Raw genomic sequence first — 15,604 nt, 5'->3', positions numbered from 1 at the left:
ACAACGACATGCGCATTCTTTGGACCTTGCCCTACCTGCCTTGGCCAACCACCAGCGGCGGCAAGACCCGGCAATATCACCTGCTGCGCAGCCTGGCCGCGCGCGGGCATCGCATCACCTTGCTGGTGCAATCGAAAGCCGCGCTGGATGAACCCACCCGCGCCGCCCTGGAACCCTGGCTCGAACGCCTCATCGTGCTGCCGCGCCGGCCCTTGCGCAGCCTGAAGACCCTGCTGGCAGTGGCGGCGGCACCCTATCCGATGCTGGCCAGCATCAATGGCCTGGCACCCGACTTGCAGCAGCAATTCGACACCTTGCTGCAAGAGCACTGGGACGTGGTACAAGTCGAGCACAGCTATAGCTTCCAGCCTTACGAACGCCCCCTGCAGCGCGCGCGTCAACCTTTCGTGTTGACTGAGCACAACATCGAGTCGGCCCTAGGCGCGGCCAGCTACGATCGCCTGCCCACTTGGATGAAGCCATTCACAGCCTATGACCAGTGGCGCTATCGGCGCTGGGAGCACCGGGTGTTTTCCCAGGCCACGGCGTTGGTGGCCGTCACCCCGGCAGACGCCAGCGACATGCAACGCCTGTTCAACTGCCCGGCGCACGTAGTGGTCAATGGGGTGGACTGCCCCTACTACGCCCAGGTCGAACCGGACCTGAACGCCCAGCGCCTGTTGTTTATCGGCAACTATGAATACAGTCCCAACCTGGACGCCGTGGAGTGGGCCCTGCAGCACATCATGCCGCACCTTTGGCGGCTCAACCCCGACGTGCGCTTTGCCATCTGCGGTTATGCCCAACCTGAGCAATGGCGCGAGCGCTGGCCAGACCCGCGCATCGAATGGCAAGGTTTCGTGCCCGACCTGCGGGCACTGCAAGCCACGGCCACGGTGTTTTTCGCGCCCCTGCGCCAAGGCGGTGGCTCCAAGCTCAAGGTACTGGAAGCCATGGCCGCGGGGCTGCCGGTGGTCACCACGGCCCAGGGCGTATCGGGCCTTGCGGTCACCCAAGGCGAGCATTACCTGGGCAGCGATGACCCCATGGCCCTGGCCAACCAGCTTGCCCAAGTGCTGGGCGATCCACAGCGCTTGACCCGGCTTTCCCAGGCCGCCCGCCAGTACGTGCGCCAAGCGCACGACTGGAGCGTGGCCGCCGCCCAACTGGAGCAGGTTTACTCTCGCCTGTTGCACCCCATGGAAGATGCCAGCGTATGCGCATAGGATTGGATTACCGCCTCGCCACCTGCTTTCCCGACAGCGGCATCGGCCGCCAGAACAAAGCCTTGGAAGCAGCCTTTCGCGCACGCCCCGAAAACAGCGTGCAACTGTTCGGCATTGCCCCCGAAGACCACCCCATCCGCCGCAAGGTCCACTGCCCCCGCTGGGGCACGCCGTTGAACGGCTTCCACCGGCTGCCAGAGCGGTTCAAGTTCGAGGCGCTATTCCTACCCAAGGCCTTGCAGCAAGCCGAGATCGAACTGTACATGTGCAACGTGAACATGGGCCTGCCCATCGGCCGCAAGCCAGCCGGCCTGCGCTACGTACTGCAACTGCACGACCTGTTCCAACTGACCTTGACCAATAGCCACGCCTCGCGCCTGCGCAAATGGGTGTACGGGGTCACCGACCGCCTGTCCATCGCCTGGTCGGTGAAGGTGGCGGACCGCATCTGGACGCCCTCGCAGTTCACGGCCGACGAGTTGGTGAAGCACTTCCCCAAGGCCTGCGACAAGGTCCGCGTGCTGCCCAATCTGGTCAGCGAATTCACCGGCGAGCCGGCTGACCTGGGGCACCTGGCCTTGCCGGCACGCTACTGGCTGGCGGTCGGTACCCGCGAGCCGCGCAAAAACATGCCGTGGTTCATCGACGCCTGGCAACAGGCGCGCCAACGCGACCCGCAGGTACCGGAACTGGTGTTGGTGGGCCCCGCCCCGCACCTGCCGATCAACCAGCAGCACCTGTATGGCGTGCACTTCATCGAAGGTGTCAGCGATGCCGAACTGCAGGGCCTGTACCGGCACGCCGAGCGCCTGTGGCAACCCTCGTACGCCGAGGGCTTCGGCTTGCCAGTGGTCGAGGCCCTGGGCCAGGGCACGCCGGTGGCGGTGGCCAGCGGTTCGTCGCTGGATGAAGTAACCCCGCCAGGCAGCCCGCGTTTTTCACCGACCGACACGCAAGCGCTGGTCGACCTGATGCTGAGCCTGGCCACGCCACCGGTTGAAGACCGCGAGGCATTGAAAGCCTGGGCCAAAGGCTATGGCCTGGAAGCCTACCGCCTGCGTTTCAACGAATTGTTCGAGGAGTTGTGCTGATGCCGTTGGCGTTCCCGCTCGCCCTGATTTTCAGCCTGGTCTTTGGCGTGATGGCCTGGTTGCTGCCTGCCTTCAAGGTGGCTGCCGCCCTGGTCGGCATTGCCGCCATTGTCACGGTCATCAGAAAGCCGCTATGGGGGTTGCTGCTGTTTGCCGTGATCGCCACCTTCCTGCCCTACACCACCGTCGAAGTCGGCATTCGCACCACCGTCTCCGAGGCCTTGATCATGCTGGTCTGGGCCAGCCTGATGGCCCAGGCCCTGTTTGGCCAGACCGGGCCGCGCAGCCAGCGCCTGCCCACCGAACGCCTGCTGATCGCGTTCATGCTGTTCAGCGTGTTCCCGTTCATTATCGGCCTGATCGTGATCAAGGCCGACGGCAACGGGCCGGTGAACTGGGTGCGCTGGCTGTTCAACCTGTCCACGTTGTTCCTGGTGCCGCGCCTGCTTGATACCCGCCAGGCGCGCGAGCAGATGATCATCGGCATCCTGTTGGGCACCTTGGCCATGCTGCTGCTGTCGATTCCGGTGTACCTGAAGAACGGCACGGCCTCCTCCATCACGCCGATCCTGGAGAGCCTTGGCTACAGCTCCACCGAGGCGGTGGAGAAAGGCCTGGCCAGTTTCAACTCGCGGATGGGGTCGACCTGGATGCACCCCAACGTCACCGGCGGTGCCTTGGCCATGTTGCTGCCGCTGGCTGCCTGCTTCGGCCTGACCCGCAAGGGTTGGCCGCGGGCGCTGGGCTTGGCCGTCACGTTGCTGGGCGGGCTTGGGTTGCTGATGACCGGCTCGCGCGGCGCGCTGTTGAGCCTGGCGGTGGTCTTGCTCTGGATGGCCAGCCGCAAGGTGCCGTACACCGGGCGCGTGCTCATGACCGCGCTGGTACTCGGTGCCTTGACGCTGGTGCTATACCCACCACTGCAAGAGCGCGTGCTGGCGCTGTTCTCCAGCAATGACGCGAGTACTTCAGTGCGCTTCGATGAGTACGCCAACTTCCCCGAGGCCATGGCGCGCTATCCGTTCGGCATCGGCTTCAAAGTCGACCCGCCGGTGCCTGACAGCGGCCTGTACGGTATTTCCAACCTCTGGCTCAACTACGTGTACAAACTCGGCGTGCTGGGCATGCTGTTTTTCTGCGCGGTGATCTGGAGTTGGTGGAAGCACAGCCGGCCGCAAACCAAGTCGCTGATACTGACCCATGACAACGCGATTTGGCTGGGCTGCACCAGCGGCGTCATGGCCGCCCTGGTCAGCGGCCTGTTCGACCACTACTTCAGCTTTACCACGGTGTTGATCGCCCTGTTCTGGCTGTTTCTCGGGCTCAGCCTGCGCGAGGCCAAGCGCCTCGCCGCCGCGCCCGCCCAACCTCAGACACCCGCAGGAAGCCAACCATGAAGCACCGGATTTTTCACTCCAACAACCTGGGGCAACACTTGGGCCTGTATGCGCAGAAGATGGGGGTGACGTTGGCTGAGCTGGAGGAGGCTTACCAATGGATGCTGGCCAACGAGGTGTGTTTTGAACAGGAACTCAAAGGCAACACCCTGTGTTTCATCTCCATGATCAATATCGAAAGCCGCATCGAGCCGTCACTGCCCCGGCGCTTCTACGCATTGCTGGGCCGGGAGATCAAGGGCGCGCTGGTGCCGCTGTACGGCATCAACTGGGTGACGCTGCGTGACCGGGCGCTGCGTGCCTGGGAGCAGGTCTACAACATCCTGATCTGCAAGATCCCCAGCCACACCATTCGCCTGGCCTGGTTGCGCCTGGGCGGTGCGAAGATCGGCAAGGGCTCCTCGGTGTGGCGCAACACCGAAGTCATTGGCATGGACCGCCTGCGCATCGGCAACGACAGCGTCGTGGGCTGGCACGGCCAGCTTGATGCGCGCGGCGGGCTGATCATCGGCGACCATGTGACCATCGCATCCTACGTACTGATCATTGCCGGCGGCCACGACACCCAGGCACCGGAATTCTGGGCCGTGCTGGGCCCTATCTACGTTCATGACTACGCCTGGATCTGCAGCCGCGCCCTGCTGTCATACGGTGCCGAGATCGGCGAGGGCGCGGTGGTGGGCGGCAATACCGTGGTGAGCAAACCCATCGCGCCCTACACCATTGTCGGTGGCGCCGATGCGGCGGTGAAAGGTGAACGGGTTCGTGGGCTCAATTACAAGGTGGGCGGCAAAGGCCTGTTCACCTTGTTCCACTGACCCGCCGCCATGTTTGGATCAACGTTGTGGCTGACCCTGGCGACCCTCACGGGCCTGGCCGCAGGCTTTGCCCGGGAATGGTTACTGGTGGCCTCCTGGGGCGCCGGCGCCCAAAGCGATGCGTTCCTGGTATCACTGTTTCTACCCGAGGCCTTGCGCATGGCCCTGGCCGGTGGCGTGCTCAGCGCCGCCGCATTGCCCCTCTACCAGCAACGCTCGGCGGTGCAGCAACAGGCCTGGCTGGGCGCCCTGGCGCCAAGAATCCTGAGCCTTGGACTGGCCTTGAGCCTGGTGCTGTGCCTGGCCGCGCCCCTGCTGGTGCGCGCCATCGGCCCGGGGCTGGATGAGGCCGGCTATGCCCGAGCAGGGGCGTCGCTGCAATGGCTGGCCTGGTGTGCTCCCGGTTTCTTGCTGCATGGCTTGCTGTGCGTGCCGTTGCAGGCACGCTCGCGCTTCGTGCTGGCCGGGCTGGGCTCGCTGCTGTTCAACCTGCCACCGGTGCTGTACCTGGCCTTGATGCGCCACGACGCCAACCCCACGGGCCTGGCGTGGGCCTGCGTCGGCGGCAGCCTGCTGATGCCGACCGTGCTGTTGCCCACGGTGATGCGCGATGGCTGGCGGCCGTGGCGCGTTCAACCGGCGCCCGGCGCGGTGCGCGAACTGCTGCAACGCATCGGCCCGCTACTCAGCAGCAACCTGGCCAGCCAAGGCCTGGCCTTGTTGGAACGCATGGTGGCGTCGTTGCTCGGCGAAGGCGCCGTGACCTGGATCAACCTGGCGCGCAAGCTGATCAACCTGCCCTTGATCGCCCTCATGAGCCTGAACCAGGTGCTGCTGGGCCTGATGAGCGGCAGCGCCGGTGAACAACGCCTGACGCTGCTGCGCAAGGGCCTGAGCAGTGCCACCCTGCTGACCATACCGGCGGTGACCGGTTTGATCGGCGCGTCGGCAGCCCTGGTCGCGTTGCTGTTGCCGCAACAGTCGGCTGGCAGCCCATTGCCGGAGCTGCTGGCCTGGTTTTGCGTTCCCTTGATGTTCGGCGCCTGGAACGCCCTGCTCGCCCGTTATGCCTATGCGGCCGGCGATACGCGCATGCCGCTCAAATGCGAGCTGGCCGGCAGCTTGCTCAACGCGGTGCTGCTGGCGGTGCTGCCGTATTGCTTTGGCCTGATCGGCATCGCCATGGCGGCGCTGTGCGGGGTGTTGTTGACCGGCGTGCTGTTGATGCGCCGCCAGGCCCTGCTCGACCAGTTGCCGTGGCGCAGCCATTGGCTGCTGGGGGTGGGCGCCATGCTGTTGGCCGCGTTGCTGGTGCATCCACTGCCGGGCATCTGGTTTCAGCTGATCATCAGCTGTGTGTGCGGGCTGGTGCTGCTGATTGCTCTGGCCGCATGGTTGCGGCCTTGGCGGCAGGCCTGAGGGGCACTTGAGTCAGCCGTGAGGGCTGTCCCAGAAGCGCTTGTGCATGCCCATTTTTTTCTTGATTGGCATGGGCAAGTGCTTCTCCTGTTTGCTGAACTTGTAGGCCAGCAGTTTCATCGCGTTGCGCCACAGCGACACCGGCCACAGCCACAGCCTGCGCAGGCCCAGGTACTTGAGCTCGGAAATCACATAGCGCAACCCTTCCCCGCCGGCGCCACCGAAGTGCTCGCCAATCCACGACTCACGGGACTGGAACACGCCGATATCGAAGTAGCGGCGGAACTCCTCCTTGACCGTGTAGTTGTGCGAATGCCGGCAGCACGCGCTGCCTTCATACGCAACCTTCCAACCGGCCAGCAGCATCTTCGCCGCGACGTACATGTCTTCGGCCAGGATCACGTGCGGGGGGAAGCCGCCAATCTGCGCCAAGGCCTGGCGCCGGTAAGCGGCGAAGGAATTGGACATGAACGCGGTCTTGATACCCAGGTCCGGCGCATCCTCAAGGCTTTTGGTGCGCGAGGTCTCGGGGTAGTTGAACAGGCGTGCATGCTCGGCCAGAAGGTTGGCATCCTTGTGCGCCAATTGCCGCCCACACACCGCCCCCACCGAAGCATCGGCGAACGGCCGCACGATATTGGCCAGCGCCGCGGGGTCTTCCAGATAGGCGTCCTGGGTCATGTAGACGTAGACGTCGTACTCCGGGAAGCGCTCGACCATCATCTGCCGAGTGCCACCATGGTTGAAATCCTTGCTCGCGATGCCGACGAAGTGGTCGGCGCGAGACTGCGCGAGTTCTGTGGTGCCATCTGACGAGGAAGAATCGACGATCAACGTGTCGAATTTCGCTGTCTGGCTGTCCAGTGAGTCGAGCAAGCGTTGCAGATCCTTGCGGCCGTTATACGTAGGAATCACGCAGGCCACCCTCAAAGACTCCATGGCTTACCCCTCTCTTCCCGAAACCCTTTTATGGCCCCCCGAATGGTGCCTCAGAAACGTTACAGCCTCTGTAGATTAGCTTACTGGCCAAGGGAAAATGTAAATAAATACGGCGGTGAAATTTTCATCCACCGCGTGTAGTAGCGCAGCCTTAACCCAGCAGCTCGCTCAACGGGATGAAGTTCAGCAGGTCACCTTCCTCCAGTGTGCGGCCTTCCAGTACTTCGACCAGCCCTTCGGCCCAGGCGGCGCTGCGCAACACGCCGGAGCTTTGGTTGGGGTAGATCACCGCACGGCCTTGCTCCAGGCGCCCGCGCAGGTACTCGCGGCGGTTGCCAGGCTTGGCCCAGGTAAAACCTGCCGGCACGCTGAACTGCAAAGGGGTAACCGCCTGCACGCCCATGCGCCGTAACAGGTACGGCCGCGCCAGCAAGGCAAAAGTCACCAGGGTGGAGGCCGGGTTGCCCGGCAGGCCAATCACCGGCACGCCACGGAAATGGCCGAAGGTAAGCGGTTTGCCTGGCTTGATCGCCAGCTTCCACAGGTCCAGTTCGCCTTCTTCACGCAGGGCAATCCCGAGAAAATCCGCCTCGCCCACCGACACCCCGCCAGTCGACAAAATCAGCTCGACGCCGTTGAGTGCAGCCAGCTTGGCCCGCGTTTGTTCCAGGTTGTCGGGCAGGATGCCGGCGTCGACGACCTCGCAGCCCATGCGCTGCAACCACGTGCACAGCACCCGTCGGTTACTGTTGTAGATTTGCCCCGGGCCCAGCGGCAAGCCGGGTTCGACCAGTTCATCGCCAGTCGACAGCACCGCCACGCGGATCGACCGTACCACGGTCAGCTCGGCGTGCCCCAGGGACGCCGCCAAGCCCAGTTCGATCGGCCCCAGGCGCGTGCCAGCGGCCAACACCTGCTCGCCAACACGGGTTTCCTGGCCTTGCGGGCGCACGTTTTGCGCAACGCTCATGGGTTCGATGAAACGCACGCGCTGATCGGCCTCGACCACCGCGTTTTCCTGCATCTCGACGGTGTCGGCACCCTCGGGCAGCGGTGCCCCGGTGAAGATCCGCGCACAGGTGCCAGGCGTCAGCGGCCCTGGGGCTTGCCCGGCCTGGATGCGCTGGCTGACCACCAGCGGCTCGCCGGTCCAGTCGCCCAGGCGCAACGCGTATCCGTCCATGGCGCTGTTGGCCCAGGGTGGCAGATCAAGGGTCGAAACCAATCCACAGGCCAATACCCGGCCATCCGCCTGGGCCAGCGGCACCCGCTGGGTTTGCACCACCGGCGACTGCCCGGCCATGCTCAGCAGGCGTTCCAGCGCCTGCTCCAACGGCATCAGCGGCTTGGCCGCAGCCAACTCAGCCACGGGTCTGGCAGGGCTCGGCCTGCTTGAGGTGCGGGACAAAGTTGCAAGGGCGGTGGCGCACATCCAGTTGCTCGGCCAGGATGCCGTCCCAACCGGTGCGCACGGCATTGGTGGAGCCCGGCAGGCAGCAGACCAGGGTGCCGTTGGCCAAGCCCGCCAGGGCACGGGACTGCACGGTGGAGGTGCCGATGTCGGCCACGGAGATCTGCCGGAACAGTTCGCCGAAACCATCCACTTGCTTATCCAGCAGGCAGGCCACCGCTTCCGGGGTGCTGTCGCGGCCGGTAAAGCCGGTGCCGCCGGTGATCAACACCACCTGCACCACGTCGTCGGCAATCCAGGTGGCCACCTGGGCGCGAATCTTGTACAAATCATCCTTGAGCAGCACGCGCGCGGCCAAGCCATGGCCTGCGGCGGTCAAGCGGTCGACAAAGACCTGCCCCGAGGTATCGGTTTCCAGCGTGCGGGTGTCACTGACAGTCAGCACCGCAATATTAAGCGGCACAAAAGGTACATCAGCCTTGGCTTTCATAGGCTCGTTCCGGTGGTGTGTTTGAATGGCTCCGTTATATCACAGCGGCCGATTGCACCGCCCGTGCACAAAAAAAGGAACTTTGCGATTGGCACTTACGTCTCAACGTGAGTAACGACAGAATTATTTCCCTCTGGAGAAAGACAATGACACAACGGACCCTTCCCGCACTGATCCTGGCAGCCGCCCTGGCGACCTTGGCGGGTTGCTCCTCGCCCACCGTGATCACGTTGAACGACGGTCGCGAAATCCAGGCGGTTGACACCCCAAAATTCGATGAAGATTCGGGTTTCTACGAAATCAAGCAATTGGACGGCAAGGAAACCCGCATCAACAAGGATCAGGTACGCACCGTCAAGGAACTCTGAGCCAAGCGGGCCACGGCTCCCCACCGTGGCCCAACCCCCCTTGCCAGTGCCCCTCGGTGAACTAAAATAGGCTGACAGCCGGGGTGTAGCGCAGCCAGGTAGCGCGTCTCGTTCGGGACGAGAAGGCCGCAGGTTCGAATCCTGTCTCCCCGACCAACCCCGCAAGCCTTTGCGCGCAGATAACAATTTGCCGCGCATATAAATTGTCACAAAACTGCAAGATGCCACGCCCATCATCGACGGCAGCCATCCCCCTGCCCGTGAGCGCGCATGAACTCCAGCATTATCAAGAGTCACCAGGACAGCGACCTGTTCGGCTTGCTGTATGGGTATCGCTTTGGCCCTGACATGCCTGCGCTGGAAGTGGATTCGGCAACCGTGCTGCACACCTTGCAGGCCCCCGAGCACAGTGATGACTTCTTGTGGCTGCACCTGAACCTGGCCCACGCCGGCTGCGAGCGCTGGATGCGCGCACACTTGAACCTGCCGGACGATTTTTACGAGGCCCTGCACGAAGGCTCGCGGTCCACCCGTATCGAACACGTCGATTCCACCCTGCTGGCGGTGGTCAACGATGTGGTGTTCAATTTCGGCATGGTCTCCTCCGACATTTCCACCTTGTGGCTGTGCGCCGACCGCCGCCTGTTGGTCAGTGCGCGCCTGCAACCGCTGCATTCGGTGGACAAACTGCGCTCCTCGGTCAAACACGGCGAGCGCTTCCGCTCGCCCATGGAGTTGTTGGTGCACCTGTTTCGCGACCAGGCCGAAGTGCTCACCCAGATCGTGCGCAGGACCAGCCTGAACGTCGATCAGATCGAAGACCAACTGCTGTCGCTGCGCGTCAGCAACAACCGCGCGGAACTGGGCAGCATGCGCCGGGTGCTGGTACGCCTGCAGCGCCTGCTGGCCCTGGAGCCCGGTTCGCTGCTGCGCCTGCTCAACCGCCCGCCGGCCTGGCTGCAGGAAGCCGACGTGCAGGAGCTGCGCCAGGCCACCGAGGAGTTCGCCCTGGTGATCAGCGACCTCACCGCCCTGGGTGAGCGCATCAAGCTGTTGCAGGAAGAGATCGCCGCCAACCTGAATGAACAGAGCAACCGTACGCTGTTCACCTTGACGGTGGTCACGGTACTGGCCTTGCCGATCAACATCATCGCCGGTTTTTTCGGCATGAACGTAGGCGGCATCCCCTTGGCCAGCGACCCGGAAGGTTTCTGGATATTGGTGGCGCTGGTGGCGACCTTCACCGTGCTGGCGGGGCGCTGGGCCTTTCGCAAACGCACGGATTACTGACACATAGGCCGAGCGGGACTGTCCTACATCTGTAACATCTTGTAACCACACTGGTAATCCCTACCCCCACACTGGATTGCCTGACATGGCCACTCCGACGCTGGCACCTTCATCCATTGACTCCCCTGCCCAAGGGCGACCCCAACTGGGACGCAAGCCTGGGCGCGGCACCCTGGTGTTGTTTTTCCTGGTTTTGGCCCTGGGGCTCGCCTACAGCGCCTGGAGCCTGGTCAGCGACGTTGACGACATGGGCACCACCGTCACCACCTGGACGCCGTTCCTGTTGCTGGGTGTGGCGCTGTTGATCGCCTTGGGCTTCGAGTTCGTCAATGGCTTCCACGACACCGCCAACGCGGTGGCCACGGTGATCTACACCAACTCACTGCCCGCGCATTTCGCCGTGGTGTGGTCCGGCTGCTTCAACTTCCTCGGGGTGCTGCTGTCCAGCGGCGCCGTGGCCTTTGGCATCATCGCGCTGCTGCCGGTGGAATTGATTCTGCAGGTGGGCTCCTCGGCAGGCTTCGCGATGATCTTCGCCCTGTTGATTGCCGCCATCCTGTGGAACTTGGGCACCTGGTGGCTGGGCCTGCCGGCGTCCTCGTCGCACACCCTGATCGGTTCGATCATCGGCGTGGGCGTGGCCAACGCCCTGATGCACGGCCGCGACGGCACCAGTGGCGTCGACTGGGGCCAGGCGCTGAAGATCGGTTACTCGCTGTTGCTCTCGCCCCTGATCGGTTTTTTCTTTGCCGCGATGCTGGTGGTGGTGTTGCGCATGTTGGTCAAGAACCGCGCGCTGTACAAGGCGCCCGAAGGCGATGCGCCACCGCCGTGGTGGATCCGCAGCTTGCTGATCCTGACGTGCACCGGCGTGTCCTTTGCCCACGGCTCTAATGACGGGCAAAAAGGCATGGGCCTGATCATGCTGATCCTGGTCGGCACCCTGCCGATGGCCTACGCGCTGAACCGCACCATGCCCGCCGATCAGGCGCTGCATTTCTCGGTGGTGGCCGAGGCCACGCAACAGGCCCTGGCCAAGGCCGACCCGACCCCCGTGGCGGGCGACCCGCGCCAGACACTGTCCGAATACGTGCGCACCAAGCAGGCCAGCGCACAACTGGTGCCGTCGCTGGCCGCGCTGGCCGGCATGATCGGCACCGACGTGAAAGGCTACGGCTCCCTGGCGCAGATACCGGCGGCGGCCATGGCCAACGTGCGTAACGACATGTACCTGACCTCTGAAGCCATCCGCCTAATGAGCAAGGACAAGGTCGGCGGCTTCGACGCCGATACCCAAAGCAAGGTCGACTTGTTCAAGCAACAGATCGACAGCGCCACGCGGTTCATTCCATTGTGGGTCAAGGTCGCCGTGGCGATCGCGTTGGGCCTGGGCACCATGGTCGGCTGGAAGCGCATCGTGGTCACGGTGGGCGAGAAGATCGGCAAGACCCATTTGAGCTATGCCCAGGGCGCCAGCGCCGAAGTGGTGGCGATGATCACCATCGGTGCGGCAGACATGTATGGCCTGCCGGTCTCGACCACTCACGTGCTGTCTTCCGGGGTCGCCGGCACCATGGTTGCCAACGGCTCCGGGCTGCAGATGCGCACCATCCGCAACCTGCTGATGGCCTGGGTGTTGACGCTGCCGGCGGCGATCCTGTTGTCGGGCGGGTTATATTGGGTGTTTACCCAAATCTTTTGACCGCCGTGGTTTAGCTGATGTACCCCGGCGTTTTTTTTCGCGGATGAATCCACTCCTACCGCACAGGCGCGTAGGAGCGGATTTATCCGCGAAGAGGCCGCCGCGAATGGCCTGGTGTACCCCGGTATTTTTCCAAGGCGGCTACCGGGGCATCACCAGTCCAAGCGCAACGCGCTCTCGAACTCGCGCACTTCGCCCGTCAACGGGTCGTTGAAGCGCAAATGCCTGGCCAGCAGCTTCAAAGGCCGCTGGTAGTCATCTTCGATGTCACGCAACACTTCGGGGTAGAACGGGTCGTTGCAGATGCTCGCCCCCAGCGCGGTCATGTGCACGCGTAGTTGGTGGGTCTTGCCGGTGATGGGGTGCAGCACGTAGCGCCACAGTTGCCCATTGCACTCCCCCACCTCGACCCGGGTCTCGCTGTTGCTCACGCCAGCCACTTCCTGCATGCGAAAGAACGGCTCGCCGTTGACCATGCGGCTTTTGTGGGTCAATGGAAACACGCGGTCGGGCAAGGCGGGGGCGATGGCCTCGTAGGTCTTGTCGATCTGCCGGGTCGGAAACAGCTGCTGATAGGCCGCGCGCGACGCAGGGTTGGCCGAGAACAGCACCAACCCTGCCGTGTGCCGATCGATACGGTGCAGCGGTACGAGGTGCGGGTTGCCCAAGCGCTTGATCAACCGACGTAGCAGCGTGTGCTCAACGTACTCACCGGTCGGCGTCACGGGCAGGAAGTGCGGTTTGTCGGCCACCACCAGATGCTCATCCACGTGCAGGATGCTCTCCTGGGCGGCAATCGGCCTTTCGTTGGGGACTTCGCGAAAGTAATGAATGCGCAGCCCCTGCTTGTAGGCCAGGTCGACGCCTATGGGTTGCCCCGTGGCGTCCAGCACTCGGCCCCGGGCGATGCGGTCCAGCCACTGTTCACGGCTGATGGCCTTGAAGTGCTCGCTCAGGCAGTCCAGCACCGTTACCCAAGGGCCCGGTGGCAGGCACAGGGTGCTGGCTTGTTGATCGGCAGGATTGAACGGTGGTACGGACATGGGCAGGCTCGACGGTCGATGCAGCCGACGATTATCGCCCACCCTGCCCGGCCTGTCATTGCGAGTGGGCGACCTGCGCCGCCTCGACGAACTCCTTGAGCCAGCGCAATACGTCCACCGCCTCCCAGCGCGTGGGGTCGTACAGCGCGTACAACAGGCCTTGGTAACCCACTACGTCCAGCGGGCGATGGTAACCGGCGCGCTGGAACAACGCCTCGACCTCGGCAAAGCAGGTGTTGAAATGCACCTTGTTGAAGGGCGTCTTACCCTCGGTAACCAGCCCGTCCAAGCGCAGTTCCAGCACCGCCTCCTGGATACGCTCCACCGGCATGCGGTTGACGGTGTACTTCAATTGTTCGACATTGACCACTGCAAAAATCCTCTTGAGCCGAAGCCAGCCCGGGCTGGCTTCTTGTCCTTCACACACCGCTGGTGCCGTACGCTAACACTGTATTTATATACAGCATAGGCGACAGGCCTTTTACCCGTCAACGTAAGGTTGATGGAAGGTCGGGGCTACACCAGCCCGGCCAGGTAGCCGCTGCTACTGCGGGCCGTCAGTACCTGGCGTCGCGCAGGCCCTGTGCTAAGGCCCAGGTGTACCCAGCGGTCGAACTCCAGGATCAACTGGTCGAAGTCCAACGTGCTGTCGGCAATCAATTGCGCCAACGCCCGCGGCGCAAGGCCCTGCACGTTGAAATCAGCGGCCAGGCCCAAGGCATGGGCACTGCCACGCGAACCGCCGACGGCCGCATTGACCGCCACCGACCGGTAGCCACTGCTGATGCGCAGCGGCTGGCCCACCAGCGCGCGCACCGCCTCCAGTGTGCCGGCCAATCGGCGCAGGTTGGCGAGGGCGGTGTCATCGGGCGTGTTGTCGAGACCCTGGCGCGCGGCGGTGCCGGAACGCACCAACTCCTCCAGGCTGAAATGCTGACTGATCTGCATGCTTTACCTTCCTTGGTAGGGGCTAAAAGTCTGAATGACCGGCGAGCCGCGTGCACGCGACTGGCCTTGTCGGCGGCTCGTCTACAACGCACAGGCCCATACTGCCGCGCACACCAGGCCGACGCACGTGGATAAGCGTTTCAAAAATAGGGGTTTGGCGGGGAAAGGCGATGCTATCGGCGCAAAAAAGCCACGACCTGTTCGGTATCGAAGGGCCAGGCTAACTCAGCCTGGTTGTCGACGCGCACGAGCACCGGGATGCTCAGGGAATAGCGCTCGAACAAATGAGGATCGTCGGCAATATCGAGCAGTTCTACCATCAGGCCATGTTCGACCAGAGGCATCAGCTCGTCTTCGGCCAACTCGCACAGGTGGCACCCCAGGGTGCCAAGCAACTGACATTCGGCAGGCATGTTCATGCACCGTCGTGGGCAAGGAATATCAAATTCTATGCCCACGCGGTGCAGGCGTCGACCGCTACAGAATGAAGGGGAAGCGCCGACCGGCCAGGATAATCAGCGGCGACACCACTAGCGCCAATGCCAGTACCGAGATTGCCAGCAAGTTGCCGAAGGGCATGCCCATGGCCGTCAAGCCGAACAAAAACAGCGGGTGCACGAAGTAGACCGCCGACGACAACGTCCCCAGCCAGCGGTTCTGACTCGGGCGCGGGTAGCAGAACGGCAGCAGGAACACCGCCGGCGCAACCAGGATGATGCCGAACAGGAAGTCGAAATTCAGGTCCAGGTTGACCTGATGATGCATGTTGCGCCAGGACTCCAACTCCAGCACCAACAACCCCACGATCAGGAAGCACCAGACCTGGGCGCGGCTGACTTTTTGCGGAATATCGTGCCGCGCCATCAGGTAACCGATTGCCACGAACGGAAAGCCCATGAACAAGAAGTTACGCGCCGTGTAATCCTGTTCCAGCCAGTGCTGCGCGAACTCGTTGGGCACCACCACATAGACGCGCATGTATTGCAGCACCAGCCCGATGCCAAAGCAGGTCAGCGCCAGCGTGAGGATCACCCGACTGGACTGTTGGCGCAACAGGTAGACCAGCACGCCACCACCGATCATGCCCACTAGGTACCAGAGGTGGAAGTAACCGATGATCAGTTTCTTGATCACCCCGACCAGGGTAGCCAACGAGAAATCGTCCACGTAGAACGGGCTGTAGACCAACATCCAGAACAGGTACAACCAGAGCACCCGCACCAACCACTGACGCATCGACGGGCCGCTGCTCATGGCGCGCGCCATGAAGTAGCCATTGATGATAAAAAACACCGGGACTGCCGCACGCAGCAAGCCTGCGCTCAGCAGGTAGCCGATGGTTGTCGTATTGCCCCCCAGGAATTTACTGTGCCCCACCACCACGATGATGGCCAAGACCATCTTTAATACGTCCAGATTTCCGTTCACTGCTCGTGCCATGTGCCCCTGCCCCCATCCCCAC

General features: G+C 63.2%; 16 protein-coding genes and 1 tRNA gene. 9 read left to right on the top strand and 8 right to left on the bottom strand.

Annotated elements, in window-relative coordinates:
• The first annotated feature begins 8 nt into the window (after positions 1 to 8).
• Genes L9B60_RS21680 through L9B60_RS21660 form a run of 5 tightly spaced genes read left to right on the top strand, consistent with a single transcriptional unit; the run spans position 9 to position 5,951 of the window.
• Positions 9 to 1,226, top strand: a complete 1,218-nt coding sequence (locus L9B60_RS21680; protein WP_249673017.1) for a glycosyltransferase family 4 protein — start codon at positions 9 to 11, stop codon at positions 1,224 to 1,226.
• A complete protein-coding gene (locus L9B60_RS21675) occupies positions 1,217 to 2,317 on the top strand; it encodes a glycosyltransferase family 4 protein (protein WP_249673016.1) in 1,101 nt (366 codons plus the stop codon). Before L9B60_RS21680 ends, L9B60_RS21675 begins: the two co-directional genes overlap by 10 nt.
• Positions 2,317 to 3,714 (top strand): O-antigen ligase family protein, encoded by a 1,398-nt coding sequence (locus L9B60_RS21670; RefSeq protein WP_249673015.1) that lies wholly within the window; start codon positions 2,317 to 2,319, stop codon positions 3,712 to 3,714. Before L9B60_RS21675 ends, L9B60_RS21670 begins: the two co-directional genes overlap by 1 nt.
• A complete protein-coding gene (locus L9B60_RS21665) occupies positions 3,711 to 4,532 on the top strand; it encodes an acyltransferase (protein ID WP_249673013.1) in 822 nt (273 codons plus the stop codon). Before L9B60_RS21670 ends, L9B60_RS21665 begins: the two co-directional genes overlap by 4 nt.
• Positions 4,533 to 4,541: 9 nt before the next feature.
• Positions 4,542 to 5,951, top strand: coding sequence for a lipid II flippase MurJ (locus L9B60_RS21660; RefSeq protein ID WP_249673012.1), 1,410 nt, complete (start codon positions 4,542 to 4,544; stop codon positions 5,949 to 5,951).
• A gap of 12 nt (positions 5,952 to 5,963) precedes the next feature.
• On the opposite strand, the gene L9B60_RS21655 is transcribed toward L9B60_RS21660, so the two are convergent.
• The 3 genes from L9B60_RS21655 to moaB all read right to left on the bottom strand — a co-directional run bounded on the left by L9B60_RS21655 (position 5,964) and on the right by moaB (position 8,791).
• Positions 5,964 to 6,890, bottom strand: coding sequence for a glycosyltransferase family 2 protein (locus L9B60_RS21655; RefSeq protein WP_249673010.1), 927 nt, complete (start codon positions 6,888 to 6,890; stop codon positions 5,964 to 5,966).
• A gap of 151 nt (positions 6,891 to 7,041) precedes the next feature.
• Positions 7,042 to 8,229, bottom strand: coding sequence for a molybdopterin molybdotransferase MoeA (locus L9B60_RS21650; protein WP_249679883.1), 1,188 nt, complete (start codon positions 8,227 to 8,229; stop codon positions 7,042 to 7,044).
• Positions 8,230 to 8,251: 22 nt separating this feature from the next.
• Positions 8,252 to 8,791, bottom strand: a complete 540-nt coding sequence (gene moaB / locus L9B60_RS21645) for a molybdenum cofactor biosynthesis protein B (protein ID WP_249673009.1) — start codon at positions 8,789 to 8,791, stop codon at positions 8,252 to 8,254.
• Positions 8,792 to 8,937: 146 nt separating this feature from the next.
• On the opposite strand from moaB, the gene L9B60_RS21640 reads away from it, so the two are divergent.
• From L9B60_RS21640 to L9B60_RS21625, 4 genes are all read left to right on the top strand, one after another.
• On the top strand, positions 8,938 to 9,159 hold the full coding sequence (locus tag L9B60_RS21640) for a YgdI/YgdR family lipoprotein (protein WP_249673008.1): 222 nt from the start codon (positions 8,938 to 8,940) through the stop codon (positions 9,157 to 9,159).
• Positions 9,160 to 9,238: 79 nt separating this feature from the next.
• A tRNA-Pro gene (locus L9B60_RS21635) sits at positions 9,239 to 9,315 on the top strand.
• Between the two features lie 114 nt (positions 9,316 to 9,429).
• Positions 9,430 to 10,449, top strand: a complete 1,020-nt coding sequence (locus L9B60_RS21630; RefSeq protein WP_249673007.1) for a transporter — start codon at positions 9,430 to 9,432, stop codon at positions 10,447 to 10,449.
• An 85-nt stretch (positions 10,450 to 10,534) separates the two neighbouring features.
• Positions 10,535 to 12,151 (top strand): inorganic phosphate transporter, encoded by a 1,617-nt coding sequence (locus L9B60_RS21625; RefSeq protein WP_249673005.1) that lies wholly within the window; start codon positions 10,535 to 10,537, stop codon positions 12,149 to 12,151.
• Positions 12,152 to 12,303: 152 nt separating this feature from the next.
• Here the strand turns inward: L9B60_RS21625 and L9B60_RS21620 are convergent, their stop codons facing one another.
• From L9B60_RS21620 to L9B60_RS21600, 5 genes are all read right to left on the bottom strand, one after another.
• The gene (locus L9B60_RS21620) at positions 12,304 to 13,194 is read right to left on the bottom strand and encodes a pseudouridine synthase (protein ID WP_249673004.1); all 891 of its coding nucleotides are present in this window, start codon (positions 13,192 to 13,194) and stop codon (positions 12,304 to 12,306) included.
• 55 nt (positions 13,195 to 13,249) lie between these two features.
• Entirely contained in the window at positions 13,250 to 13,564 is a 315-nt protein-coding gene (locus tag L9B60_RS21615; protein ID WP_249673003.1) for a transcriptional regulator, read from the bottom strand.
• Positions 13,565 to 13,710: 146 nt separating this feature from the next.
• Positions 13,711 to 14,142: a D-Ala-D-Ala carboxypeptidase family metallohydrolase gene (locus tag L9B60_RS21610; protein ID WP_249673001.1), complete on the bottom strand. Its 432-nt coding sequence runs from the start codon at positions 14,140 to 14,142 to the stop codon at positions 13,711 to 13,713.
• A gap of 173 nt (positions 14,143 to 14,315) precedes the next feature.
• Complete coding sequence (locus L9B60_RS21605) at positions 14,316 to 14,555, bottom strand: glutaredoxin family protein (protein ID WP_249672998.1); 240 nt, start codon at positions 14,553 to 14,555, stop codon at positions 14,316 to 14,318.
• Positions 14,556 to 14,619: 64 nt separating this feature from the next.
• Positions 14,620 to 15,582: an acyltransferase family protein gene (locus L9B60_RS21600; protein ID WP_283780521.1), complete on the bottom strand. Its 963-nt coding sequence runs from the start codon at positions 15,580 to 15,582 to the stop codon at positions 14,620 to 14,622.
• Between the last annotated feature and the right edge of the window lie 22 nt (positions 15,583 to 15,604).

The sequence above is a fragment of the Pseudomonas abieticivorans genome (assembly GCF_023509015.1).
Lineage (GTDB): Bacteria > Pseudomonadota > Gammaproteobacteria > Pseudomonadales > Pseudomonadaceae > Aquipseudomonas > Aquipseudomonas abieticivorans.
The sequence above is the reverse complement of the archived record's forward strand: the minus strand, read 5'-3'. Positions and strand labels throughout refer to the sequence as shown.